General features: G+C 69.7%; 27 protein-coding genes, 1 tRNA gene and 1 pseudogene. 9 read left to right on the plus strand and 20 right to left on the minus strand.

All coding sequences use genetic code 11. The features are described from left to right. Nucleotides 1–3 precede the first annotated feature (3 nt). On the minus strand, nucleotides 4–159 hold the full coding sequence (locus K7854_RS37485) for a hypothetical protein (RefSeq protein ID WP_264087336.1): 156 nt from the start codon (nucleotides 157–159) through the stop codon (nucleotides 4–6). Nucleotides 160–400: 241 nt separating this feature from the next. Here K7854_RS37485 and K7854_RS15785 point away from each other — a divergent pair. Further along, nucleotides 401–473, plus strand: a tRNA-Arg gene (locus tag K7854_RS15785). 71 nt (nucleotides 474–544) lie between these two features. Here the strand turns inward: K7854_RS15785 and K7854_RS15790 are convergent. The 10 genes from K7854_RS15790 to K7854_RS15835 form a co-directional block, all read right to left on the minus strand. Further along, complete coding sequence (locus K7854_RS15790) at nucleotides 545–1699, minus strand: tyrosine-type recombinase/integrase (protein WP_226027126.1); 1155 nt, start codon at nucleotides 1697–1699, stop codon at nucleotides 545–547. Next, complete coding sequence (locus K7854_RS15795; protein ID WP_053637601.1) at nucleotides 1699–1893, minus strand: helix-turn-helix domain-containing protein; 195 nt, start codon at nucleotides 1891–1893, stop codon at nucleotides 1699–1701. Before K7854_RS15795 ends, K7854_RS15790 begins: the two co-directional genes overlap by 1 nt. Beyond that, a complete protein-coding gene (gene repSA, locus K7854_RS15800) occupies nucleotides 1890–3290 on the minus strand; it encodes a replication initiator protein RepSA (RefSeq protein ID WP_226027127.1) in 1401 nt (466 codons plus the stop codon). Before repSA ends, K7854_RS15795 begins: the two co-directional genes overlap by 4 nt. Before the next feature lie 89 nt (nucleotides 3291–3379). Next, nucleotides 3380–3697 (minus strand): SpdD-like protein, encoded by a 318-nt coding sequence (locus tag K7854_RS15805; protein WP_226027128.1) that lies wholly within the window; start codon nucleotides 3695–3697, stop codon nucleotides 3380–3382. Between the two features lie 23 nt (nucleotides 3698–3720). Further along, a complete protein-coding gene (locus tag K7854_RS15810; RefSeq protein ID WP_003950175.1) occupies nucleotides 3721–3876 on the minus strand; it encodes a hypothetical protein in 156 nt (51 codons plus the stop codon). A gap of 11 nt (nucleotides 3877–3887) precedes the next feature. Then, complete coding sequence (locus tag K7854_RS15815; protein ID WP_226027129.1) at nucleotides 3888–4079, minus strand: mobile element transfer protein; 192 nt, start codon at nucleotides 4077–4079, stop codon at nucleotides 3888–3890. Between the two features lie 32 nt (nucleotides 4080–4111). Next, nucleotides 4112–4765, minus strand: a complete 654-nt coding sequence (locus tag K7854_RS15820) for a DUF2637 domain-containing protein (protein ID WP_226027130.1) — start codon at nucleotides 4763–4765, stop codon at nucleotides 4112–4114. A gap of 84 nt (nucleotides 4766–4849) precedes the next feature. Then, entirely contained in the window at nucleotides 4850–6205 is a 1356-nt protein-coding gene (locus tag K7854_RS15825) for an FtsK/SpoIIIE domain-containing protein (protein WP_226027131.1), read from the minus strand. Nucleotides 6206–6208: 3 nt separating this feature from the next. Further along, on the minus strand, nucleotides 6209–6565 hold the full coding sequence (locus K7854_RS15830) for an SCO3933 family regulatory protein (protein WP_003950171.1): 357 nt from the start codon (nucleotides 6563–6565) through the stop codon (nucleotides 6209–6211). A gap of 136 nt (nucleotides 6566–6701) precedes the next feature. Then, entirely contained in the window at nucleotides 6702–7481 is a 780-nt protein-coding gene (locus K7854_RS15835) for a GntR family transcriptional regulator (protein ID WP_226027132.1), read from the minus strand. A gap of 18 nt (nucleotides 7482–7499) precedes the next feature. On the opposite strand from K7854_RS15835, the gene K7854_RS15840 reads away from it, so the two are divergent. Further along, on the plus strand, nucleotides 7500–7964 hold the full coding sequence (locus K7854_RS15840) for an NUDIX hydrolase (protein ID WP_003950169.1): 465 nt from the start codon (nucleotides 7500–7502) through the stop codon (nucleotides 7962–7964). Between the two features lie 383 nt (nucleotides 7965–8347). Then, nucleotides 8348–8911 carry a hypothetical protein gene (locus K7854_RS15845; protein WP_226027133.1) on the plus strand — a complete coding sequence of 188 codons (564 nt, stop codon included), beginning with the start codon at nucleotides 8348–8350 and terminating at the stop codon, nucleotides 8909–8911. A 378-nt stretch (nucleotides 8912–9289) separates the two neighbouring features. On the opposite strand, the gene K7854_RS15850 is transcribed toward K7854_RS15845, so the two are convergent. The 5 genes from K7854_RS15850 to K7854_RS15870 all read right to left on the minus strand — a co-directional run bounded on the left by K7854_RS15850 (nucleotide 9290) and on the right by K7854_RS15870 (nucleotide 11754). Next, a complete protein-coding gene (locus K7854_RS15850; protein ID WP_226027134.1) occupies nucleotides 9290–9454 on the minus strand; it encodes a hypothetical protein in 165 nt (54 codons plus the stop codon). A 237-nt stretch (nucleotides 9455–9691) separates the two neighbouring features. Further along, nucleotides 9692–9991 (minus strand): hypothetical protein, encoded by a 300-nt coding sequence (locus K7854_RS15855; protein ID WP_226027135.1) that lies wholly within the window; start codon nucleotides 9989–9991, stop codon nucleotides 9692–9694. After that, the gene (locus K7854_RS15860; protein WP_226027136.1) at nucleotides 9988–10719 is read right to left on the minus strand and encodes a GntR family transcriptional regulator; all 732 of its coding nucleotides are present in this window, start codon (nucleotides 10717–10719) and stop codon (nucleotides 9988–9990) included. The genes K7854_RS15855 and K7854_RS15860 overlap by 4 nt, the downstream gene beginning before the upstream one ends. Nucleotides 10720–10727: 8 nt before the next feature. Then, nucleotides 10728–10952: a hypothetical protein gene (locus K7854_RS15865; RefSeq protein WP_226027137.1), complete on the minus strand. Its 225-nt coding sequence runs from the start codon at nucleotides 10950–10952 to the stop codon at nucleotides 10728–10730. A gap of 523 nt (nucleotides 10953–11475) precedes the next feature. Next, complete coding sequence (locus K7854_RS15870) at nucleotides 11476–11754, minus strand: hypothetical protein (RefSeq protein ID WP_226027138.1); 279 nt, start codon at nucleotides 11752–11754, stop codon at nucleotides 11476–11478. Between the two features lie 79 nt (nucleotides 11755–11833). On the opposite strand from K7854_RS15870, the gene K7854_RS15875 reads away from it, so the two are divergent. From K7854_RS15875 to K7854_RS37490, 3 genes and pseudogenes are all read left to right on the plus strand, one after another. After that, on the plus strand, nucleotides 11834–12589 hold the full coding sequence (locus tag K7854_RS15875) for a GntR family transcriptional regulator (protein ID WP_226027139.1): 756 nt from the start codon (nucleotides 11834–11836) through the stop codon (nucleotides 12587–12589). A gap of 551 nt (nucleotides 12590–13140) precedes the next feature. Then, a pseudogene (locus K7854_RS37910) lies at nucleotides 13141–13344 on the plus strand (hypothetical protein); the annotation flags it as partial. Next, nucleotides 13299–13421 (plus strand): hypothetical protein, encoded by a 123-nt coding sequence (locus tag K7854_RS37490; protein ID WP_264087337.1) that lies wholly within the window; start codon nucleotides 13299–13301, stop codon nucleotides 13419–13421. The pseudogene K7854_RS37910 and the gene K7854_RS37490, both read left to right, overlap by 46 nt. Nucleotides 13422–13756: 335 nt before the next feature. On the opposite strand, the gene K7854_RS15885 is transcribed toward K7854_RS37490, so the two are convergent. The 3 genes from K7854_RS15885 to K7854_RS15895 form a co-directional block, all read right to left on the minus strand. Further along, nucleotides 13757–15928, minus strand: a complete 2172-nt coding sequence (locus tag K7854_RS15885) for a TerD family protein (protein ID WP_226027140.1) — start codon at nucleotides 15926–15928, stop codon at nucleotides 13757–13759. A 139-nt stretch (nucleotides 15929–16067) separates the two neighbouring features. Beyond that, entirely contained in the window at nucleotides 16068–17663 is a 1596-nt protein-coding gene (locus K7854_RS15890) for an oxidoreductase (protein WP_226027141.1), read from the minus strand. Nucleotides 17664–17791: 128 nt separating this feature from the next. Continuing rightward, nucleotides 17792–18355, minus strand: coding sequence for a hypothetical protein (locus tag K7854_RS15895; RefSeq protein WP_226027142.1), 564 nt, complete (start codon nucleotides 18353–18355; stop codon nucleotides 17792–17794). Between the two features lie 225 nt (nucleotides 18356–18580). Here K7854_RS15895 and K7854_RS15900 point away from each other — a divergent pair, with 225 nt between their 5' ends. From K7854_RS15900 to K7854_RS15910, 3 genes are all read left to right on the plus strand, one after another. After that, nucleotides 18581–19192, plus strand: coding sequence for a TetR/AcrR family transcriptional regulator (locus tag K7854_RS15900; RefSeq protein ID WP_226027143.1), 612 nt, complete (start codon nucleotides 18581–18583; stop codon nucleotides 19190–19192). 119 nt (nucleotides 19193–19311) lie between these two features. Next, nucleotides 19312–19719, plus strand: coding sequence for a YciI family protein (locus K7854_RS15905; RefSeq protein ID WP_226027144.1), 408 nt, complete (start codon nucleotides 19312–19314; stop codon nucleotides 19717–19719). A gap of 8 nt (nucleotides 19720–19727) precedes the next feature. Further along, complete coding sequence (locus K7854_RS15910; protein WP_226027166.1) at nucleotides 19728–20879, plus strand: RNA polymerase sigma factor; 1152 nt, start codon at nucleotides 19728–19730, stop codon at nucleotides 20877–20879. 22 nt (nucleotides 20880–20901) lie between these two features. On the opposite strand, the gene K7854_RS15915 is transcribed toward K7854_RS15910, so the two are convergent. Further along, nucleotides 20902–21552, minus strand: a complete 651-nt coding sequence (locus tag K7854_RS15915) for a TetR/AcrR family transcriptional regulator (protein ID WP_226027145.1) — start codon at nucleotides 21550–21552, stop codon at nucleotides 20902–20904. Nucleotides 21553–21606 lie beyond the last annotated feature (54 nt).

A 21606-nucleotide genomic window follows, 5' to 3' on the forward strand; every position in this document is an offset into this window, starting at 1 on the left:
GACCTACTCCACCCCTCGACCGTCGCCGTCGGCGGCTTCGCCCAGGCCGTCCCCGGCTTCACCGACCAGGCAGCAGCCCAGCTCTCCCTGCTCGCCCGTCCGGGTGCCCTGCTCCCCCCGGTCGTACCGGCGGCCCTCGGCGCCCTCTCCTCCCTGCACGGCGCGGTCGCCCTGGCCCGGACGACGGCCACCCCTGCCCCGGACACCGCCGCCGCCCCCCCCCTGGCGGCACCCGAAGCAACAGCGAAAATCCCCAGGTCAGGCCCCCCGTGCTGGCGGCAGCCCCCCACTTCCCCCCACCCCTCCACCTCGATCCGCTACGCTGTTCACGTCAGCGGCCAGGTCACGCAGGATGTCCGCCCGGAATACCGTGGCGATCACCAGCAGACCCCCACTGCACGCCTTCGTAGCTCAGGGGATAGAGCACCGCTCTCCTAAAGCGGGTGTCGCAGGTTCGAATCCTGCCGGGGGCACATGGGAAAAGGGCAGCTACTGAATCCAGTAGCTGCCCTTTGACATCCATCTCTGACATCAACGCGGACGGTCATGCACGATCGGGGCGCCTCTTCCTGAGCAGCCGGTCCATGTGGCTCATGGCTTCGCGCTGCGTGTCCTGGACGACGTGGGTGTAGACGTCCATGGTGATGCTGATCTGGGAGTGGCCCAGGATCTCCATCACGACGCGGGGCGCGACTCCAGCCGCCGTGAGAAGCGTGGCGGTGCCGTGCCGCGCGTCGTGCAGCCGGATGACGCGGAGACCGGCGGACTCGGCGACGCGGGTGAAGGAGCGGTAGACATTCCGAGGCTCGACCTGACGCCCGGTGCGAGTGGTGAAGACGTAGCCGGACTCCTGCCACTCCTCCCCTGCCTTGGCCCGTGCAGCCGCCTGCCGCATCCGGTGCCAGCGCAGGGACGCGATGCAGAGGGCGGGCAGCGGAACGGCCCGGCGACGGCGGCTCTTGGGATCGTCGTCGTAGAGGACACCGCGACGACGCTGCGTCTGCTGGCGGACGTAGAGAACGCGGCTGTCGAGGTCGAGGTCTGACCAGCGCAGGCCGATGATCTCTCCCCGGCGGAGCCCCATGGCGATGGCGAGCACGAAGGCCGCGTAGAGCGGGTCCTTACGGGAGGCCGCGAGGAAGTCGAGCGTCTCGTCGAGGGTCCAGGGCTTCAGTTCGCGGTTGTCGGTGCGAGGCGGCTCGACCAGCTTGGCGACGTTGCGCGTGATCAGTTCCTCGCGGCAGGCGGAAGACAGCGCCGATCGCAGGACGCGGTGAGATTCCTTGGCAGTCGCCGCAGTCGTCTCCTTCTCCAGACGGACGAGGAAGCGGCGCACGTCGGCGACGCCGAGGGATTCAAGCCGCTTGGCGCCGAGCAGCGGCACGAGGTAGAGCCGGACGTGCGCCTCGTACTTGTCGTACGTGCTGAGCTTCCGCCGAGGCTTGATGACGTTGTCCAGCCAGTACGGCAGCCACTCGGAGAGCTTGGCCGACTTGGTGGGCACGGGCACGCCCTGGTCCACTTTGGCCAGCAGCTCCCGGCGCTTGACGTCGCACTCGGCCCAGGTCTTGCCGTAGGCGAACTTGCGAGCGCGAGTGCCGTCCGGCTGAAGGACGTACACGGCGCACTGGTATCGGCCGTCCTTGCGCTTGGTGATGGTGCCGGCGCCGTTCGGATTGCGCTTGCGCGGACCAGCCATCAGGCAGCCTCCTCGATCTGGCCGAGGACGAAGTCCCGAACAGCGGCAGCAGGGATACGACGCGCCCCATCGATCTTGATCGAGACGAGTCGACGCGAGCGGATCAGGTCGTAGACCTTCGAGCGTCCGACCTTGAGACGCGCCATGACTTCCGGCACGGTCAGCAGCTCGGCGGTGGCAGTGGCGGCGGTCATGCGGCGGCTCCTTCCAGGGCCAGTTGGTCTTGCAGTGCTTCGCGTGCGGTTTCTCGGTTGAGCTGGAGGTCCCGGGCGATGGTGGCGGCGAGGGCGGATTCACCGGGGGTGTGGCCGTGGCCGGCGTACTGCCAGTCGGTGAGGACGAGGACGGTGTCCGGCTCGCGGTCGTCCAGGGCGAGGGCGGTGTGTTCCTGGGCGGCGCGGTAGTCGGCACGTGTCTGGCGCAGGGCCCCGAGGGTGATGGAGAAGCGGCGGGACTTGGAGGAGAAGTGACCGCGGAAGCCGAGCATGTGAGCCCAGGCCCAGAGGCGCCGGTCCGGGTAGAGGCGGTCCAGGTCGCGGCATGCGGTGATGAGTCGACGGGTGTGGTCCGGGACCTGGTGGCGGTCGAGTTCCGCGAGCTCGCCGATACGGCGGTCAAGCGTGCCGGTGTTCTCGGCGGCCTTGGTGGAGTACTTGGCGACGTAGGAGGCGACGGCCTGTTCGGTGATGTCGGAGCCGTCGCCGAAGGCCTTCACCGGGCGCACGTCGAGCTGTGTGCCCCAGCGGAAGGACCGGGCCGGTTGGTCCCCTGCGGCCGGGACGGAGACGGACGTATAGGAGTGCGCCGCAGCGGCGTGGATCGCGTCGGCGAGGAGGCCGACCGTTGCCCAGGCAGGCGGGGGCGTTCCGGGCCCGTCCGGTCCGTCGAGCCGGATCACGGCGTGAAAGTGCAGGGCCCCACGCTTCTGGAATTCGGCGACCTTGCCGTAGGAGACGCGGAGTCGGTCGGCGAGTTCTCGGCGGGTGAGGCCAGCGCGGGCGGCGAGTTCGCGGCGCAGGCGGGTGGTGAAGCGCTGCCACAGCTGCCCGGCGTGGTTGTTGAACAAGACTGCGCCCGCATAGTCGTACGTCGCCGGGTCGAGGGCAGTGCCCAGTTCCCGTGCGTCCGGGGCGTGTTGGGTGCCGCAGCGGCAGGCGCCGTGATCGGGCCGGTTGTGGACCGGCCCGAAGGAGGGAGCGGTGAGCGTGGCGAACACGCGCGGGTGATCCCTCACCGTGGTGGGGACGTCTCGACGGTCGTCTCCGGCCAGGCCCGCGCGGATGAGGTGGTAGGTGTCGCCCGCGTAGGTCCAGGCGCAGGAGGGGCAGCGGGAGGCGCGGCGGTTGCCACAGGCGAGGCGGAGGCGTCCGCCGGGCTCAACGGCGGTCGTGTAGTGGTGCAGGGTCTCGCCGGTGGTCTTGTCTTTGTGGAGGGTCCAGCCGGTGAGGTGGATGGGGTCGGAGCAGCCGCCGGTGCGGCGGATCTGGTCTTCCCATCGGGTGTAGTCGGGGGCGGAGGCGACGCGGAGGAGGTCGCCGAGGGTGGTCGGGTCGAGCAGCGGGGCATGCGCGGTCGGGGCGCGGTGCGCCATGCTGGTGGCTTCCTTCCGGTTGTGAGATCGGTTGTGGACGGCGCCCGGGCGGCGGATGCTTGGCGGTATCGAGGCCGCCCGGGGGCCGGTCAGCGACGCTTGGCGTCGGCCTGGATGAGGGAGCGGATCACCAGGGCGCAGACGGCGACCGAGGCGCCGGTGATGGCGACGGCCAGGAGCATCGAGACGAGAACGGCGCCGACGACCAGGACGACGGCCGTTCCGCCGCCGACGAGGGCGAGGGCGGTGCCGGGGGTGAGCTGCACCGTGGGCCGGGACGGCGCCGGAGCGACCGGAGCAGGAGGCGAGCCCGGCACACTCGGCACGACGGCGGTCGGCTCCACGACCACGGGCGGCGCGAGGTGGCCGGCGGGCGTGGGGTTGGTCGGGATCTTCGGGCGGAGCATCGGTGTTCTCCCTTCGGGTCGTGCTACTTGACGAAGCCGTTGACGACGGGGGCCAGCACGCTGTCTGCGATGAGGAAGCCACCGAGGAGGAGTACGGCGATGAGCCACCAGGGCGGGCGGATGAGCTTGACGCCGAGGTAGCCGACGGCGAGGAGCGCGAGCCAGAGCGGAACGTCCATCGGGTGGCCTCCTAGCTGACGCGGCAGCGGTGGGTGCGGGCGGCGAGCTGTGCGGCGGACTGGCTGGAGTAGTCGGCGGACCAGCCGCAGCGGTCGTTGGTGCACACGGCGGCGTGCTTGGTCTGGCCCCGGCGGTCGCGGTGGGTGCCGATCTGCACGGGACCGATCCGCATGACGGAGTGGAAGAAGTCGCGGACGGGCATGTCAGCCGGTCTCCTCTCGGGTTGCGGTCGGGTCAGTTGAGTTGGGCGGCGATGGCGTCGGCGAGGTGAGGCGGGACGCCGAGGCGGGCGCGGAGGGTGCCGGTATCGATCGGCGCGCCGGTGCGGGCGTGGTGGTCGTCGGCGACCTTGCGAGCGTGGTCGACGAGCGCAGCCGGGACCGGCACGGCCGTGGGCAGGGCGGGAATTTCCTCGATCTGCGGGACGACGGGAGGTTCGGTCGCCGGGCTCGGCTCAGCGGCGGCCGTATCGGGCACGGAGTCCTGAGCCGGAGTGGAGGGTGCCGGCGGAGCCGGGGCGGGGTCGGCGGGTGAGTGGGCGAGGAGGGTGCCGCCCATGAAGGCCAGGGCGGGCCAGGCCGCGACGAGGATGCGCAGCCAGGCCGGAACGTCGCCGAGGTCGAGGAGCCCGGCGGTGGCGACGTTGGCGCCGAGTGAGGCGACCAGGGCGATGACGAACCAGCACCAGGCCAGCCGGGACGGCCCATCGGCACGCAGCCGTCGCCAGGCGGCGACCAGGAGCAGGTCGACCGAGACGGGATAGGCCCAGGCTTTCCAGCCGGTCTGTCCGGCAGCGGCGGCGAGGTCGTGGAGGTGGGCGAAGGACAGCGCCCCGGCGATGACGGCTTGGACAAGTACGGCGTCGATACGGAGAGCGGGGCGGGCCATCACGGCTCCTTCCTGTGATCAGGCATGGCGGGGGTAGGGACCCGGCGCGAAGGGCGGTCGCGCCGACCGTGGGAGGGGAAGGTTTCAGGCGGTGGCGGGGGCTGTCTTGGACAGCGGCACGCGGGCCGAGGGCAGCGGAGCGACCGCAGGCCGGAAGGGCGCGAGGCCGGGCAGCTCGGGGGTGCGGTCGGCGTGCTTGTTGCAGACGTTCACGGCCTGGCGCAGCGTGGTGTGCGGGGCGCGGATGCGGTGCCAGCCGCCGGTGGAGTCCCCGGCGATGGCGATGCCGCGCGTTTCGGCTGGGATCTGGATGGCGGCGAGGACGGCGTCCGGGGCGATGTCGCCGAAGGCCATGTTCGCGGACGTCTCGTCGTTGACGCGGTGGGCGGTGCGGCCGGTGAGCTGGGCGCGGAGCATGGTGATGCCCTTGCCGAGTTCGGATCCGAAGCGCTGCCCGCAGATCTCCAGGTAGACGCCGGCCGCGCGACCGAGCTGGGCGAGACGGACCAGGGCAGTGATGATCCGGTCCCGGCGCTTCTCTTCCTCCTTGCTGGCGAAGAGCGCGAGTTCGGCGACCTCGTCGACCAGGACGACGACCGGCACCGGCCGCAGGTCCTCGGGCAGGTCCCAGATGTCGGCGGCGATCTCCGCATCCGGCACGGCAACGCTGATCCGCTGTTCGGCGCGGATGAGCTGGTACACGTCCTGCATGTGGGACATCAGCGCCTCCAGCAGTTCCAGCGCGGTGTCGGGGTTGTCGGCGAGCGCGGAGAACCGGCGGGCCAGCGGGAACAGCTCGACCCCTTGCTTGCAGTCGATGCCGACCAGCGCGACGTGCTGCGGGGCGAGCCCGGCGACGAGGTTGCGTTGATAGACGGACTTGCCGGACTCCGTAGCGCCGAGGGTCAGACCGTGCGGGACGGCGCGGTAGTCGCGGTAGTGCACCGAGCCGTCCTCCCGCAGCGCGACCGGAACACGCATCGGCCGGGTGTCGGTCTTGGCCGGCATCTGCACCCGCTTGAGCACGTCGTAGCCGGTCATCCGGATCTCGACCACACCGGAGCGCAGCTCACGGGAGGTGACGCCGTACATCCCGAAGGAATGGCGCAGCCGGTCCGAAGCGGCGGCGACGTCGAAGGCGTCCTGTCCCGGCCGGAGTTTGAGCCGGAGGACCAGGCCGGTGTGGGTGGGCCGCAGCCGCAGAATGCGCGGCGCGCGGGACTCCGGCGCCGGGCGATTGGTCATCCGGGCCAGCATGAGGCGCCAGCGCGAGGGCGGGACCGTCAGCCCGCAGGCCTCCATGACGGAGGCGTAGCGGACCAGGACGCGCACGACAGCGAAGGTGACCCCGAAGGTCATCCAGTACCAGGCGGGACGCCGCCACCGCAGGAGACCCGCAGCGGCGACGACCACCAGCAGTAAGACCGTCGGCCACGTCATGGCTCAGGCCGCCTTCGAGCCCGTGCCCGTGGTGGCCAGCGAGGTAACGGCGACCGCGCGGAAGGCGATGCCGTGCCGCTTCTGGCCGTTGAACTCGTTCTCCCACGGCCGGGCGACCAGCCCCGTGAGCGCGGCCGGGGTGCCCATGGTCAGGTCCCCGGAGATGCCGGTCTCCGGGACGGTCACGGACAGGATCTCGACTTCGTCGTTGGCCGCGAACATCACGTCCACGGTCATCAGCTTCGCGCCGGTCTCGGCGTCGGTGGCGATCTCGCCGGTACGGCGGTCACGCACCTTGGGCTGCGGGGTCTTGGCGACCATCACGGTCGCGGCGGAGGTGTCGACGGGGATCTGACGCACAGAACACTCCTCTACAGGTGCTGAACTCCGTCACTCATGTATATGAGTGACATGAAGAAGAGTGCACCACTCCTGTACATGAGTCAACCCGCCGCGACATCGAAGTCACGACGGGTTGCAGGAAGTTGAGCGAGCGTCAGTCGTCGGCTGGGATCCGATACTCGAAAACGAACTGATCAGCAGCCATGAGCGTGTCGCAGACCTCCACCACGACCCCGGCCGTCGTACGGGCCTCCCGGACCAGGTGAACCACCGGCGCACCTGGACTCAGCGCCAGCTCGGAGGCTTCCGCTTTGGAGGCCGGCCGCGCTTGCAGCGTCTCGACGAACTCCGCGAACTCATGCCCATGGTCTTCGAGCCGGGCATAGATGCCACCGCCGCCGGGGTTCTCGGCGAACAGCTCCGGGATGTCCTTGACGACGTCCCACGGGAGGTAGGAGGAGGCGGTCTCGACCGGGGTGCCGTTGCGGAAGTAGAGGCGCCGCCGGGCCAGCACCTGAGTGCCGGCGGGGACACCGAGCCGCTGAGCGGCATCCGCGGGAGCCTCCATGGGGCCGATGTAGAGGACGCTCACCTTGGCCGTGGCGCCGGACTGTGCGGACTCCGCGAGGTACGCGGCCTTGCCCCCCTGGCGGAGCGAGCGCCGGAAACGGTCGGAGGAACGGTGCCGCACAGGCGGCCGGTCCTTCACGATCGAGCCCTTGCCGTGCCGGGTCTCCACGAGCCCGCTCGCCCGCACCTCGACCATGGCCTTGCGGATCGTGCCCCCGGACACGCCATAGCGGTCCACCAGCTCCGATTCACTCGGCACCATGTCACCGGGCTTGAGCACACCCGCCCGGATCTGCTGCACGATCTCGTCCGCGATCTGCACGTACCGAGGCCCGGACCTGCCCCCCTCTACCGCAGTTCCCATAGTCCTTCTCTGCCTCCTATGCTCCTGTACATGAGTCAACCACAGGAAGCAACGTCGACGCCCCTGCACTCCGTATCCGTAGCCGGAGTCGTCGTGCGCGAAGACGGCCGCCTCCTGGCCATCCGCCGAGCCGACAACGGCACCTGGGAACTCCCCGGAGGCGTACTCGAACTCAACGAGACCCCAGAGGCCGGCGTAGCCCGCGAAGTCTGGGAAGAGACAGGCATCCACGTCGAGGTCGACGAACTCACCGGCGTCTACAAGAACACCACCCGAGGCATCGTCGCCCTGGTCTTCCGCTGCAAGCCCTCCGGCGGCACCGAACGCACCTCAAGCGAGTCCACAGCCGTCTCCTGGCTCACACCCGACGAGGTAAGCGACCGCATGGCCGAGGTCTACGCCATCCGCCTCCTGGACGCCCTGGACGGCAACGGCCCCCACGTACGAAGCCACGACGGCAAGCACCTCATCCCAGCGGGATAAGACTTTCCCTACTTCATCAAGGCCCACGCACGGCGCGGGCGCGCGCCGCCTCTACGGCGCGGCCCGCCTCCTGTCTTCGCCCCGGCTGGCCGCGCCCGGCGGCGCGCTCGGCGGCTGCGGGCATGAAGTGGGGAGACACCCTCTGTGGCTGGGGCGGTCGGCTCCACGGCTTTAGGCAGCCACTTTGGGGCGAGCCTCTAAGATCTTGGCCCCAACGTCGTGCTTTAACGGGCAGGTCCACAGACTGCCCGACTCGCCATCAGCTTACGGGGCCAAGATCACTCGCCCCAAAGCAGCTCCAGCCCAAAGCCGCTCCGCCGACCGTCAGTGCAACGATGCGGAACTGGGAGTGGCGGCGAGCAAGATCCGGCAGACTTGGAAAAATGGACGCAGGACTCGCAGCTGTACTTGGCGCCGCCGTGGGCGCTGTCGGCACCGGGGGAGCTGGCGTGATAGCCGCGCTCCTCGCCCGTTCGCAGGCTCGCTCACAGATACTCGCAGAGCATGTGCGGCTCATCAGAGAGCCGCGGAAGGCCACATACGTCGCCTTCGTCGAGGCATGCCGGGAAGAACACGATCGATTGGACAATGCCTGCCAATTGCTGGATTTGCACCTTAATTCCCCGATCGTTGCAGTGCGCGAGGAGCGCTATGAAGGGGCCCGCAACTTGTACGACGCCTCGACCGAGGCCCGGCGTGCACTCAAGCACCTCGAAGCTCAGGTCTACATCGAGGGCCCGCCATCGGTGATCTCAGCAGCAGTGGATCTCAGCGCCAGCCTGACAGACTTCAGGCATGAAGTGCTCGACGTAATGGCCCCCGATGCGAGCGGGACCATAGAGGCCATGGAAGCGGCTCGAACCGCTTCCTATGAGAAATACCTGGATTTCCTCTATAGGGCTTCCGAAGCCGTGGGTGCAGATGGCCTTCAGAAGTCACCTAAGTAGGTCCGGTTGAGTGTCCAACCGAGTGACAACACCGATAGATAGCAGCGGACAGCCACTAACAACCACGGACCATCGCCGGGGGCGAAAGGCGCATACGCTCCAGGTTAGAACGCCACCCAAGTTGCTTCGGGATGAAGAGGTCGTTCGCCATATCGTGCACACGAGCGCCCTCCCGGGCCGTCCTAGGGCCGTGGAAGGGCGCTCAGCGTTGACCAACGTCGACAGCTGCCGACAGCTCAGCAGCAGGTCACGGCGTTGATCCATAAGGCGGCCGCAGGTCACGGCCGCGCGTGATCAGTTGTGGCTGTGCAGGAAGCTACAAAACGAGCTGAGAGGAGCCGTATCAAAGCCCTTAAGGAGCGGCCGGCCGCTTCGCTCTCACAGCTTGCCGAAGGAAGCCAGTATCAGTAGGCCGAAGACGAGGGCAACGACGAACAGTGTAAGAGCGGTCTTTCTAGCCCATCGGCGCTCGGCCGCACGTCGGTCAGCATCGTACTGGTGCAGTCCGTGCCTGACCGCCCTCGCGATCTCGTCTTCGTTCATGAGCGACATCCCCTTAGCTCGATGACCAGTGTCCGAACACTACCGGCGCGCTCAGTGCCGGGCCGTCTCTGGGCCGTGCGAGGCCAGCCGATGCCGACCATGAACGACAGAAGCCCACGGCATCTGAACTGGTCAGAGCCGTGGGCCTTTGTTAGGCCCGCCGGTCAGCGGGAGCGGTGACGGGCTTCTGAGCACTGACAGGAGGCCACCCCAGGGACGCCGCCTTGACCGTGTCCTTTAGGACTGGAGATCGCTCACCGCCAGGAGGTGACCGCGGCTGGTTGCCACGCGGACCACGTCTCGTAGGGCTCGGGTCACTTCGGTCAGCATGAGCCGCAGGTCATCGCGGCTGGCGTCCTGGTCGCCGAGGGCTCCCGCGGCCCGCTCCAGAAGATCGGTTGCCATCCCGAACTGTACCGCTTCGATGTTGTCCGCCAGGCGGGACATGTAGCCGCCGCTGTCATCGGTGCTCAGGTAGCAGGGCTTGCCGTCCGGGCCCGACCACGGGAGGAGTCGTAGTTCGTTCTGCGGCGTCATCTGTGCGCCTGCCTTTCTTCGATCACGTGGTGGGTGCTGAAGACGGCGTCGACACGATCCCCAGGGAACACCAGTAGTGCCGCCTCAATGACTCGCCCGGTGCTATCTGCCGCAACGCGAGTGATCGCGAGGACGGCCAAGGTTGTGTTGATCCGCAGGGTCGACGCCTCATCCGGCGTCGGGAGACGGGCGGACACCGTCTCGTGCACCTCGGCTGGCGGCGGGTCCGGCACAGAGAAGCTGGCTTCCGCCCACGCCCTTGAGGACCGGTTGCCGAGCGCCGTGGTCGGTGTCAGGTCTCGCGGTACGTAGACGCGGGCCAGGCTGTGCGGGGACTCTCCCTCGTAGCTGAGTCGGAGGAATTCGGTCAGTGGACTTCCGACATCCACCTTCAGCAGCGCTGTCAGGTGCCCCCGCGCGGAAAGTGCCGTAGTGCGCACTGTCACGCGCAGGTCCACGTCTGCGGCAGTTCGAGGATCCAGCGTGCCCCATCCACCGACGTACGTGATCTTTCGCAGGGGGCGGCGGACGAAGTTGCCCTTACCGTGGATCTTCTCGACGAGGCCTTCTCCCTGGAGTACGGCGAGGGCGCTTCGCAGTGTGGCCGTGCTGACCTTGTACCGGTCGGCCAGGGCGGACTCAGACGGAAGCCGTTCGCCGGGTCCGACTCGACCGGTCGTGATCTGGCGTCTCAGGTCGTCAGCGACGACGAAGCGGCGAGACGTCATGGACCGCGTCACCGCCTTCTCGTCATCCGCACGGCGACGAGCCGGGTCCGCCCGTTCATGGTCAGCAGCTCCCCCGACTCGAACAGGAGTTGCTTCGCGCCCTGGGGCAACTGAAAGAGGTCGCTCACCCGGCATGCCCGACCGCCGACTTGGATGATGTCGCCCCGCAGAACGGTGGCTGCCGTGATCTCGACGTTGGATGCCAGCGCACCCCCGGGGGCCCAGTTGCTCACCGCTTCACCGCCCGTCGCGTGGAGTGGTCCGGCGCGGGGTGGCAGGGGCAGGCGCACGTCTCGTAGATCACCGGCAGGTCGACCCGCGCAGGAGATGGCGACGCTTCCGTACAGGCTGCGTGAGTGCCAACTCTGCATGCAGTCGACCGGTAGGCAGCAGCCCCGATCTCCGATACGTGGAGCTGTTGACGAGGGAGCATCAGCGAGCACCTGCCAGAGCCGAGAATGCCTCAGCCGACAGTCGCGGCGCCACGACCACCGAGCGCTGACGTGCACGCTGCCGCTCCCAGGCCAACACGTACGGACGGACGAGCACGTTGTCCTCGCCCAGGAGCAGGCGAAGGCGGTCAGCGGTGTCCGGCATCCACTCCGGGACGGCCGGCGGTTCTACGGCGAGCACGGGAGGCGTCGCCACAGCCGTCCGGGACGACGTTAAGTCTCGGCGGTGCCTGCCCTTGGGGAAGTACCGCGCTCTGGCGAGCGAGACGGCACGGCGGATACGGTTGAGCACGCTGCTCAGCTCCTATCGCTGATAGCTCGGTCCCCCGACATCGCCCGTCGTGGGGACCGCTTTGCGTACGACCGCCCAAAGGGTGCGGCCGTTCAAGCTGGTGGCGTGAAGCCCGAATCGATCGGCCTCCGCCACGACTTCCAGGACCTCCCGCCATGACTCGGCGGAGAGCGATTCCGGCACCTCCGCCTCGACCGACGTGCACCGGTCGCGCTCCTCCACGCGTGTGGTGAGCCCGACCGCCGATAACCGAGCGGCGATGGCCTCCGCGCTCACTCGCGAAGCGGGCACAGGGAAGCCTCCGTCACTCGGCGATCACTTTGAGTGAAGCTAGTTAACTAGATTAGAGCTAGTGGACTAGATTTTCCATATGCCTGAGCAGCCGCCCTATCTCCGCATCGCCGACGAGCTACGGCAGCGGATCGCGGAGCACGTGTGGGAACCGGGGGACCGGCTGCCCTCCCGCGCGCAGATCGGCCAGGAGTGCGGCGTAGGCGAGAACGTCGTCCGCAGGGCTCAAGAGCTGCTGATCTCCCAAGGGGTGTTGGAAGGCCGAGCCGGTTCGGGCACCTACGTCGCCGAGCCCCGGCAGCGCGTACGTGTGGTGCGGTCGTCGGCGCGCAAGCAGCCCGAAGGGTCGCCGTTCCGGGCGGACATGAAGGCCGTCGGCAGGCAGGGCGACTGGGAGAGCAGGACCGACGCCAAGGTGCCGGCCCCGGCGGAGATCGCCGCCCGACTCGGGATCGCCGAGGGCGAGCTGTGTATCCGAACCGCGTACGAGTTTCTGGCCGACGGCAGGCCCGTGCAGCTCTCGACCAGTTGGGAGCCGTACGACCTCACCGCCGGGACTCTCGTCGTTCTCCCCGAGGGAGGACCGCACGCAGGCGCGGGCGTCGTGAACCGCATGGCCGCGATCGGCATCACGGTCAGCCACGCCGTGGAGCAGCCTGAGCCCAGGCAGGCGACCGCCAAGGAGGCGTCGCTACTCGGCATCCAGAAGGCCGCACTGGTCACACACATCCGACGGACGTACTACAGCGACGACGGTAGGCCCGTCGAAACGGCGGACATCGTGGTGCCCGCGGCTCACTGCGAAATCGTCTACGAGATCCCGATCAACCGCTAGCCCGGCCTAGCGTTCGCCGTATGGCCGACGACGCCCAGCTCTGTCCCGAGTGCAGCCAGCCACTGAAGTCCGGCGGTCTCGTGCTGTCCAAGCGAGACGACGACGGCCGGAGGGCCTGCCGGTCTCTGTGGCGATGCATCGACCGGCATACCTGGTGGCAGTGGGCGGATCGACCGGAGGAGGCATTGGAGGTCTGCCCAGCTCCGGAGCTGTTTCGCTGACATCCAACGCTGACATCAACGAGGCCGGACGGCGGCATACAGCAGCACCCCCGCGCGACCGTCGGACCAGCCGACCACGGCACCAGGGGCAGGCGTAGATCGAACTCCTAAAGCGGGTGTCGCAGGTTCGAATCCTGCCGGGGGCACAAGGGAAAAGGCCACCTAGGAACGTTCCTGGGTGGCCATTAACATCCGCTTCTGGCATCAACGCGGGCGATCACTCACGATCAGGGCGCCGCTTCCTGAGCAGCCGGTCCATGTGGCTCATGGCCTCGCGCTGCGTGTCCTGCACGACGTGCGTGTAGACGTCCATGGTGATGCTGATCTGAGAGGAGGGCCGCACTGGTCACACACGTCTGGCGGACGTACTACGGCGACGGCGGCCGACCCGTCGAAAAGGCGGACATCGTGGTGCCCGCCTCGCGGCTCACTGCGGGATTCGTTTATGAGATCCCGATCAACCGGTGGTCCGGCCTAAAGTTCGCCGTATGGCCGACGACGCCCAGCTCTGTCCCGAGTGCAGCCAGCCACTGAAGTCCGGCGGTCTTGTGCTGTCCAAGCGGGACGACGACGGCCGGACGGGCCTGCCGGTCGCTGTGGCGATGCATTGACCGGCATACCTGGTGGCAGTGGGCGGATCGGCCGGGGGAGGCATTGGATGTCTGCCCAGTCCCGGACCTGTTTCGGTGACATCCAGCGTTGACCTCACCCGACACGCACCAAGCCTTCCTCATGGCCTTGCGTAGGCGACGCTATCGGTCGGCTCGGGGCCAAATCGCGCCGATTCTCCGCAGGGATGAGCCGTCACCGCAGACGAGGACTGAGATGCGCCGTGCGGGCGCATCTCAGTCGAAGTCGAGGGCGAGGAGAGCGAAAGGACTTGAGTTCATTTGGAGTGAATGAGAAGGAAGCCCCTTCATGGCCTCGCCGTGGGCAACGCTAGCACTCAGCCCGGGATCAAGTCGCGCAGGTTTTCGAGGGTGATGATCCGGGAGTCTTCGTGCAGTCCCTCGGGACGTTCGAGGCCGATGTACGTCACGGGCTCGTCCGGGACCTGCTCGCCGTCCCACAGGTCCATGACCGTGGTGTCGTCGGACATCAGGTCGACCAGGTACCCGATCGTCAGCTGCTCGCGCTCCACGAGGGCACGCACCACCTTGGACACCGACGCCTGGTTCTCCTCGACCCGGTTCGCCACCGAGATGCCCTTCAGGTAGAGGTGCAGCCACTTCGCACGCCACCTGCCGTCGTCGCCGCGCTGGAAGACCAGGGGCAGCGCCACACGACCCGTCCCCCGCAGATCCGACTTCATCCGCACCGTACGCGGCTCGAACGGGCGGCCCTTCCGCTCACCTTCGCGCAGCATGAACCCGAAGAACGACTCCTCGACCTCCTCGAAGCCTTCTCCCGCGTAGATGTTGACCTGCGGCACGATGAACGTGCCGCGCACGCGGTCCAGGGACAGGTTGATGAACTCCGAAGCTCCGTCGGGTGCCTCGGTGACATCGCCCGAGTGCTCACCCCCGACGGCGGTGAGGGCGGTGTAGGAAAGCCAGGAGTCGGTGCTGTAGTCGCTGTGCAGCAGCAGGGCCGACAGGTCGTAGTCGGTCCGCTCCCTGCTCTCCTTCCAATACACGAAGAAGCGCAGCAGTTCACCGTCGACCGCCGAGACCGACCCCCGCGGCAGTACGCCGAACCCGGCCGCGGCCGCCCTGCCACTGAGCGGGAGCGCCACGTCGAGGACGTCGGGGTCGAGCAACAGCCGGCCCGGCGCCGGGAGCCGACGGCGGATCTCGGCGTCGAGGGCGGTGATCAGACGGTCGCGGTCGGCGGCCGGTACCGGGGGCCGGGTGTCGGGGGTCACCCAGGCGCGGCCCCGGCGGTTGACGAAGATGCGGGGTGTGTCGGTCTCCCGTTCGCGGTTGTGGAAGTGTTCACGGACCGAGAGGACGACCCGGCCGGAGACCTCGGGGGCGACCTCCACCGCCGCGGCCACCACCGCATCCCGCTCCTCCTGGTCGGCGGCGATCCGCAGCAGCAGGTCCAGGGCGCGGAACAGCTTCCCGGGAGCGGACTTGAGCAGCCTCACCGCACCGGTGGCGTCGAACTCGTCGAGCAGCTGCTCGACGCGGCTGTCGAAGGACCGCGCCTCCTTCTCGCCCCGCGCGACGGCGAACACGTCGGCGGCGTGCGGCCAGCGCGGGTACTCGTGGGGATGGAGCCGCTCACCGAGCCGTTTGAAGGGCTCCCGGTGCGCGTGCACATCGGCGAGCTTCGCCGGGTTAGCCGCGACCACCGCGTCGAGGCCCGCGAGCAGTCCCCGGCGCGCCGGCCGCGACAGCGCCCGGAACCGGGTCGGCTCCCGGAGCGTCACATCGCCGTCCGACAGTGCGCAGGCCAGACGCAGCACATCGGTGACGGTGTCCAGCAGGAGGTCTGCGCCGACGCCGAGCCGGGCCTCGTTGACGACCGCCCGGTTCTCCCGGACGGGGATCGAGGTCGGCTGCGGGCCGAGCGCGCATTGCTCCGCGAGGGTCTTGAGGTCGCGCAGGTCGTCCTCGCCCAGTGGCGTCGTGCTGCCCGCCAAGGCCAGGTAGAGATCGGTGAGTTCGTCGTCCAGGCCCCGCCCGAGGTGCAGGGCGGTCACCCGGTCACCCGCCGAGGCGATCAGCTCATCGTGGGCCGCGAGCATCTCCTCGTAGGTGTGCTGGTAGCGGCCGTACGTGGGGAGGCTGAGCAGGTCCAGCACCCCGTGCCTCAGCTGCGCCAGCACACTCTCGCGCGACGTGTCGTCACCGAGCGCCTTCGTCACGCACCGCATCCAGAAGTCTTCGGTGTCCGGCACGTTCGCCGGGAAGTCGATGAAGTAGGAGTTGTGCCGGACCTGGTCGCCCACCATCTCGCTCACGGTGCGCAGCGTTCGTCTGGCGGTGTGCACGACAGCGGCCTCGGACAGCCCTGACAGCCGCGCCAGCAGCTCGGCCGAGAGCTTGAAGCCCACAGTCGTCAGCGCCGCGTCGAACTGTCGTGCGGCGGTGGCGCCTTCCCCGGCAGACCCCTCGGGAGAAGGAAGGCGGTGGGTGTGCCGGATGACCAGCGATTCGAGACTGTGCGCCATCCGTGGATGATCGCAGAGGGGCGCGAGCCGACGCACAGGAGTTTTCCGTACGCGCTCCGACGCCGTGATCGAAATCCGGAGCACCCCGAAACCCGTCGGCCTCGGCTGTCACCCGGCAGCGGGTCGGGGCTGCGCTCCGTCACTGGCGGGTCACCGCGCGGGAGACGCCCGCCGTGACCGTCGTGGCCAGGATCCAGCCGGAGGCGATCAGGGCGTAGGACAGCCACTGGCCGGTGCCGCGTGGGGCGAAGGCGTTGTCCTGGCCGAAGGTGATGATCGGGACGAGGAGGTCGAGGGTGTAGAAGACGGCGTTGAAGGGCGGGGCCTTGCCGGGATCGAGGGGGGCGGGGGTGTGCAGGGCGAAGTACAGGGCTCCGCAGGCGAGCAGGGCGAGGAGCCACAGGCCGGCGCGCAGGGGGCGGTAGCCGTAGCCGACGCAGAGGTCCTGGACGTGGCCCCAGAGTCGGATGTGCGGGGGGAGGGTGGTGCGGCGGTGGCGCTGTTTGGCCAGGAGGACCGTGCGGGCCTCGTCCTCGTGGCCGAGACGGCGGTAGGTCGCCGCCAGTTGCTCGTAGGGCTGGGGGAGGTAGCCGTCGGTCGTGCGGCGGATCCAGCGGACTCGTTCCGCTGCGGGGAGCGGTGCGGCGAGGGCGTCGTACGTCGCCTCGGCCAGGCGGAGGTCGGTGGGCCAGGTGTCCTGGGCGTCGTGGAGGGTGCCCAGCCGGGCGTTGCGTGCGTCGACCGCTCCGTGGATCGGTCCGCGGGTGCGGAGGTCCGTTTCCCGTGCCTGGGTCGCCCGCAGGGACAGGGCGGTGCCGTCCGGGTGGGTCAGTTCGGTGTCGCGGAAGCTCAGTTCCGTACCGACGTGTGTGCCGTCGAGTTTCACCGCGCCGTCGACCGTGAGTCCGAGCCCCAGGTCGAAGTTGCGGGCGACCGTGACGTCGACCGCCTCCAGGGCGATGTCGCCGGGGTTGCTCAGCCGGGCGCCGCAGAAGCCGATGGCCGCCGCGACCGTGGCTCCGGAGAGGATGATCCGGCCCTCGGCGCTGAAACCGGGGTGGCAGGTGAAGTCCTCGGTGATACGCACGTGGTAGGCGTCCAGGGCGTGACCACCGGGGGCGCGGAGCGCGGCGCCCTCCAGGTCGAATTCACCGTCTATGGACGCGCCGGACAGCCGGAAGCTCCCCTTGACGGCCAGGTTCGTGCACAGTGCGTCGCCGCCGACGTGGGCGTGGACGGCCGATATGGCCTCGCCCTCGGGGAAGCCGACCGCCGTGTCCCGCAGGTCCAGGTCGCCGTTGATCTGCGTACGGTTGAGGTTCAGGGGGCCCGTCAGGCGGCAGCGGGCAAGGACCAGGCGCCCGTCGATCTGCGCCGTGTCGGCCACCAGTCCGGGCAGGGTGCAGTCCGTCATGACCAGTTGGCGGGTCCGGGCGCCCGGCAGCAGCGGTGCCTCGTCGAAGCGGCAGTCCGTCAGGTGGACCGGTGCCGCGACGTCGGTGAACCCCAGGTCCAGGCGGCCCGTGATGTGCGCCCCGGTCAGCCGCAGTGCGGGGCGGTCGCCGGGGGTGGGCTCGGCGTGGGCGCCCAGCAGCAGGGCCGCTATGACGTCGGAGCGGATCACCGGGGCCGCCGGGGCCGCCGGATCGGGGGCGTCGGAGACGTCGACGCGGCGGCCCTGCGGGAAGGCGTCCCACAACCGGCGTTCGTGGGCGTTGAGTTCGTTGAGGCGCACGGACGACGATCTTCCTGGGCCGACCGCTGCCGGACAACCCGGATTCCCGCACTCCGTCGCCAGGCAGGCCGTCGCCTCCGCGCCGTGAGCGCGAGTGCTCGACCGGTACGCAGTCACACCGCCCCCGCTCAGGCCACCGGCCGTGCCCCGCGGGTCAGGCGGAGGGCGGAGGCCAGGAAGAAGACGCCGCCGAGGAAGGCGTAGCCCGCCAGGCTGCTCAGCGTCGGGTCGTCGGCGCCGGCCTGCGTGACGAACGAGATGCCGGCGAGCGTCGAGATGGCGCCGCTGACGATCATCGGCCACTGCCCGCCCAGCCGGCGGCGCACGGCACCCACGACGAGCTGGACGATTCCGGCGGTGACGGCCCACGCGCCCCAGACGCGCAGGACGGCCGGGATGCCGGAGGTCGCGGCGAGGGCGAGGGCGAGAACGGTCAGGGAGCTGATCGCGATGTTGGCGTACAGGGGTGCGACCGGGCCGCCGTTCGCCTTCGCCGACCGGACGTCGACGACCGCTGCCGCCACGTCGAACAGCGGGTAGACGAGCAGCAGTGTCGTGCTCAGCGGGCCCAGCTCGTCGGCGGTGGTGAAGAGCAGGGCGGCCCAGACGGCGGCGAACGCGAAGCGGAGGAAGTACAGCTTCCGGAGGGTGGCGGGGACGCTGGCGGGCGGTGCGGCGACGACGGTGTCCACGAGGGTGCCTTTCGGTGAGGCGGGTGAGGGGAGGCATGCGCCGGTGGTGCCCGCAGCGATGCGGCGGGCACCCAGCAAGGGCACCCAGCAAGGGCATCCAGCAACGGCATGCGATGGGATCTCGCGATGAGGTAGAACGTTCGGTCTCGTCATGCAGTCAACGGCCTCCCCCCACCCCCTGTCAAGACCGAACGTTCTACCTCACCCCCTTGATACGGTGACCCCATGAGCCCGAGCGCAGAAGCCCGCCCCACCTCCGCCGCGCGAGCCCGCCTGCTCGGCACGGCCACGAAGATCTTCTACGCCGAAGGGATCCACTCCGTCGGCATCGACCGGATCACCGCCGAGGCGCAGGTCACCCGGGCCACGCTGTACCGGCACTTCGCGGGCAAGGAGGACCTCGTCCTCGCCTACCTCGACCAGGCCGACCGGGGGATCCGCGAGCAGGTGGCCGCGGCCGTGGGCAGTACTCCCTCGGCCGCCGGGCAGGTCCGGGCCGTCGCCCGGTCCATCGTCGACGGGATCCGGTCCCCCGGTTTCCGCGGCTGTGCCTTCCTCAACGCCGTGGCCGAGTACCCCGACCCCGCCCATCCGGTGCACCGCGCGGTGCTGGCCCACCGGCAGTGGTTCCTGGACACCGTCACGGAGCTGCTGGCGCGGGTCGGCGACGAGCCCGGCGGGCCCGCCGACGCCGCCGGCCGGCACCTCGTCATGCTCCGGGACGGTGCGATGGCGGCGGGGTGCCTCTTCGACCCGGAGCTGGTGTCCGAGACCTTCCTGCACGGCGTCGAAGGGGTGCTGCGAGAGGTCTCGGCGGCGGCACCGGCGGAGGGCTGAGGGGGCTCCCGGAAAAAATTTCCGCCCGGCCGTCCCGCCGTGTCGAGAACGCGCGTCCCGCTCCGTCCCAGGGGTGAACGAGGCCACAATGGGCCGCACCAGCACCTAGGAGACGCATCATGGCCAAGTACCTGCTGCTCAAGCACTACCGGGGCGCCCCGGAGCCGGTCAACTGCGCGCCGATGGACCAGTGGACGCCGGAGGAGATCTCCGCGCACATGCAGTACATGCAGGACTTCGCGGACCGGCTCGAGAAGACCGGCGAGTTCGTCGACGGGCAGGCCCTGGCCCCCGAGGGGACGTGGGTCCGGTACGACGGTGAGGGGAGGCCGCCGGTCACCGACGGGCCATTCGCGGAGACCAAGGACCTGATCGCGGGCTGGATGGTGATCGACGTCGACAGCTACGAGCGCGCCGTCGAGCTGGCCGGGGAGCTGTCCGCCGCCCCGGGTGCGGGCGGGAAGCCGATCCACGAGTGGCTGGAGCTGCGGCCCTTCCTGGTCGCGTCCCCGACCGTCACGGAGTGACCTCGGCGATGGACGAGGCCCTGATCAGGAGCCTCACCCCCGGCGTGCTGACCGTCCTCGTCCGCCGCGGAGCCGACTTCGCGGCGGCCGAGGACGCGGTCCAGGACGCGTTGGTCGAGGCGGTCCGCACCTGGCCGGCCGAGCCGCCGCGGGACCCGAAGGGGTGGCTGGTCACCGTGGCCTGGCGGCGGTTCCTCGACGCGACCCGCGCCGACACCGCCCGCCGGCGGCGCGAGGACCGGGTCGAGGAGGAACCGGCCCCCGGTCCGGCGCCCGACGTGGACGACACGCTCCAGCTCTACTTCCTCTGCGCGCACCCCTCGCTGACCCCGTCCTCGGCCGTCGCGCTCACCCTGCGCGCCGTCGGCGGGCTCACCACCCGGCAGATCGCCCGGGCCTACCTGGTGCCCGAGGCGACCATGGCGCAGCGGATCAGCCGGGCCAAGCGCACCGTGTCCGGCGTCCGCTTCGACCGGCCCGGCGACGTCGCCACCGTGCTGCGCGTGCTCTACCTGGTCTTCAACGAGGGGTACTCCGGTGACGTCGACCTCGCCGCCGAGGCGATCCGGCTCACCCGGCAGCTCGCGGCCTCGGTCGACCACCCCGAGGTGGCGGGGCTGCTGGCGCTGATGCTGCTCCACCACGCGCGGCGCGCCGCCCGTACCGCGCCCGACGGCTCCCTGGTGCCGCTCGCCGAGCAGGACCGCGGCCGGTGGGACACCGTGTCCATCGCCGAGGGGGTGCGGATCCTCCAGGCGGCGCTCGCCCGGGACCGGCTGGGCGAGTTCCAGGCGCAGGCCGCCGTCGCCGCCCTGCACGCCGACGCGCCCACCGCCCAGGAGACCGACTGGGTGCAGATCGTGGAGTGGTACGACGAACTCGTGCGCCTGACCGACAACCCCGTCGTCCGGCTCAACCGCGCGGTCGCCGTCGGGGAGGCAGACGGACCGCGCGCCGGGCTGGCGGAACTGGCCGCGCTGGACGACACCCTGCCCCGTCACACCGCGGTGGCGGCGTACCTGCACGAGCGCGACGGCGACCTGGACACGGCGGCGCGGCTGTATGCCGAGGCGGCCCACAAGGCGCCCGACCTGGCCGAACGCGACCACCTGACGCGCCAGGCGGCCCGCCTCAACTCCCGCCGTCGCGCCGGGCCGTAGCCGACCGCCGTACGACAGCCCGCTAGGCGCGGCGCCCGTACTCCGCGAGGGCCGGGGTGAGCAGGTCGAAGGCGCGCGGGGCCTCCCGTGCCAGCACTTCGGCGATCTCGTGGTTGGTGCGCCCCGCCAGGGTCAGTTCCTGGATGCGGGTGAACAGGACGCGGTGGACCCCGCCGAGGAGGGCCGCGACGGTGCGGGGGGTGATGTCGTCGGGTGGGGCGTCCGTGGTGTCGGCCAGGGCTGCGGCCAGGGCCTCCTCTCTGCGGTCGTGGAGGCCGCGCAGGCAGGAGGTGAGGGTGGGGCTGTCGGCGATCATGCGGGTGAAGGCCTGGCCGGCGAAGCCCGCCACCGGGTCCTGGGCCGCCACGGACGCCAGGAAGGAGTCGCGCAGGGCGGTCAGGGGGGTCTCGCCGGGTCCGCGGGCCGTCACGGTGGCGGCCAGGGTGGCGACGAACTCCTCCTGGTGGTCCAGGGCCAGGTCCTCCTTGCGCGGGAAGTAGTTCGTCACCGTCTTCTTGGCGACTCGGGCGGCGTCGGCGATCTCGGCGATCGTCGTGTGCTCGAAGCCGCGCTCGATGAAGAGCCCGGTGGCCCGGTCGGAGATCAGCTGCCGGGTCTCGCGCTTCTTGGCCTCGCGCAGGCCCGGTGCCGGAGGGGTGTCGTTCACGTCCATGGAGAAAATCTTACCTCCGTAGCAAAATTATGTTGATTAGCAGGATCGCCTCTG

The organism is Streptomyces hyderabadensis (assembly GCF_020404845.1).
In the GTDB taxonomy this organism is placed as follows: domain Bacteria; phylum Actinomycetota; class Actinomycetes; order Streptomycetales; family Streptomycetaceae; genus Streptomyces; species Streptomyces hyderabadensis.

Excerpts from the sequence above, each read along its gene's own strand:
- K7854_RS15815 (WP_226027129.1), bottom strand. The coding sequence starts at position 4,079 with ATGCCCGTCCGCGACTTCTTCCACTCCGTCATGCGGATCGGTCCCGTG.
- K7854_RS15840 (WP_003950169.1), top strand. The coding sequence starts at position 7,500 with ATGCTCCTGTACATGAGTCAACCACAGGAAGCAACGTCGACGCCCCTG.
- K7854_RS15795 (WP_053637601.1), bottom strand. The coding sequence starts at position 1,893 with ATGACCGCCGCCACTGCCACCGCCGAGCTGCTGACCGTGCCGGAAGTC.
- K7854_RS15790 (WP_226027126.1), bottom strand. The coding sequence starts at position 1,699 with ATGGCTGGTCCGCGCAAGCGCAATCCGAACGGCGCCGGCACCATCACC.
- K7854_RS15835 (WP_226027132.1), bottom strand. The coding sequence starts at position 7,481 with ATGGGAACTGCGGTAGAGGGGGGCAGGTCCGGGCCTCGGTACGTGCAG.
- K7854_RS15875 (WP_226027139.1), top strand. The coding sequence starts at position 11,834 with ATGCCTGAGCAGCCGCCCTATCTCCGCATCGCCGACGAGCTACGGCAG.
- K7854_RS15905 (WP_226027144.1), top strand. The coding sequence starts at position 19,312 with ATGGCCAAGTACCTGCTGCTCAAGCACTACCGGGGCGCCCCGGAGCCG.
- K7854_RS15860 (WP_226027136.1), bottom strand. The coding sequence starts at position 10,719 with ATGACGTCTCGCCGCTTCGTCGTCGCTGACGACCTGAGACGCCAGATC.
- K7854_RS15850 (WP_226027134.1), bottom strand. The coding sequence starts at position 9,454 with ATGAACGAAGACGAGATCGCGAGGGCGGTCAGGCACGGACTGCACCAG.
- K7854_RS15915 (WP_226027145.1), bottom strand. The coding sequence starts at position 21,552 with ATGGACGTGAACGACACCCCTCCGGCACCGGGCCTGCGCGAGGCCAAG.
- K7854_RS15900 (WP_226027143.1), top strand. The coding sequence starts at position 18,581 with ATGAGCCCGAGCGCAGAAGCCCGCCCCACCTCCGCCGCGCGAGCCCGC.
- K7854_RS37490 (WP_264087337.1), top strand. The coding sequence starts at position 13,299 with ATGGCCGACGACGCCCAGCTCTGTCCCGAGTGCAGCCAGCCACTGAAG.
- K7854_RS15885 (WP_226027140.1), bottom strand. The coding sequence starts at position 15,928 with ATGGCGCACAGTCTCGAATCGCTGGTCATCCGGCACACCCACCGCCTT.
- K7854_RS15810 (WP_003950175.1), bottom strand. The coding sequence starts at position 3,876 with ATGGACGTTCCGCTCTGGCTCGCGCTCCTCGCCGTCGGCTACCTCGGC.
- K7854_RS15855 (WP_226027135.1), bottom strand. The coding sequence starts at position 9,991 with ATGACGCCGCAGAACGAACTACGACTCCTCCCGTGGTCGGGCCCGGAC.
- K7854_RS15820 (WP_226027130.1), bottom strand. The coding sequence starts at position 4,765 with ATGGCCCGCCCCGCTCTCCGTATCGACGCCGTACTTGTCCAAGCCGTC.
- K7854_RS15845 (WP_226027133.1), top strand. The coding sequence starts at position 8,348 with ATGGACGCAGGACTCGCAGCTGTACTTGGCGCCGCCGTGGGCGCTGTC.
- repSA (WP_226027127.1), bottom strand. The coding sequence starts at position 3,290 with ATGGCGCACCGCGCCCCGACCGCGCATGCCCCGCTGCTCGACCCGACC.
- K7854_RS15910 (WP_226027166.1), top strand. The coding sequence starts at position 19,728 with ATGGACGAGGCCCTGATCAGGAGCCTCACCCCCGGCGTGCTGACCGTC.
- K7854_RS15825 (WP_226027131.1), bottom strand. The coding sequence starts at position 6,205 with ATGACGTGGCCGACGGTCTTACTGCTGGTGGTCGTCGCCGCTGCGGGT.
- K7854_RS15805 (WP_226027128.1), bottom strand. The coding sequence starts at position 3,697 with ATGCTCCGCCCGAAGATCCCGACCAACCCCACGCCCGCCGGCCACCTC.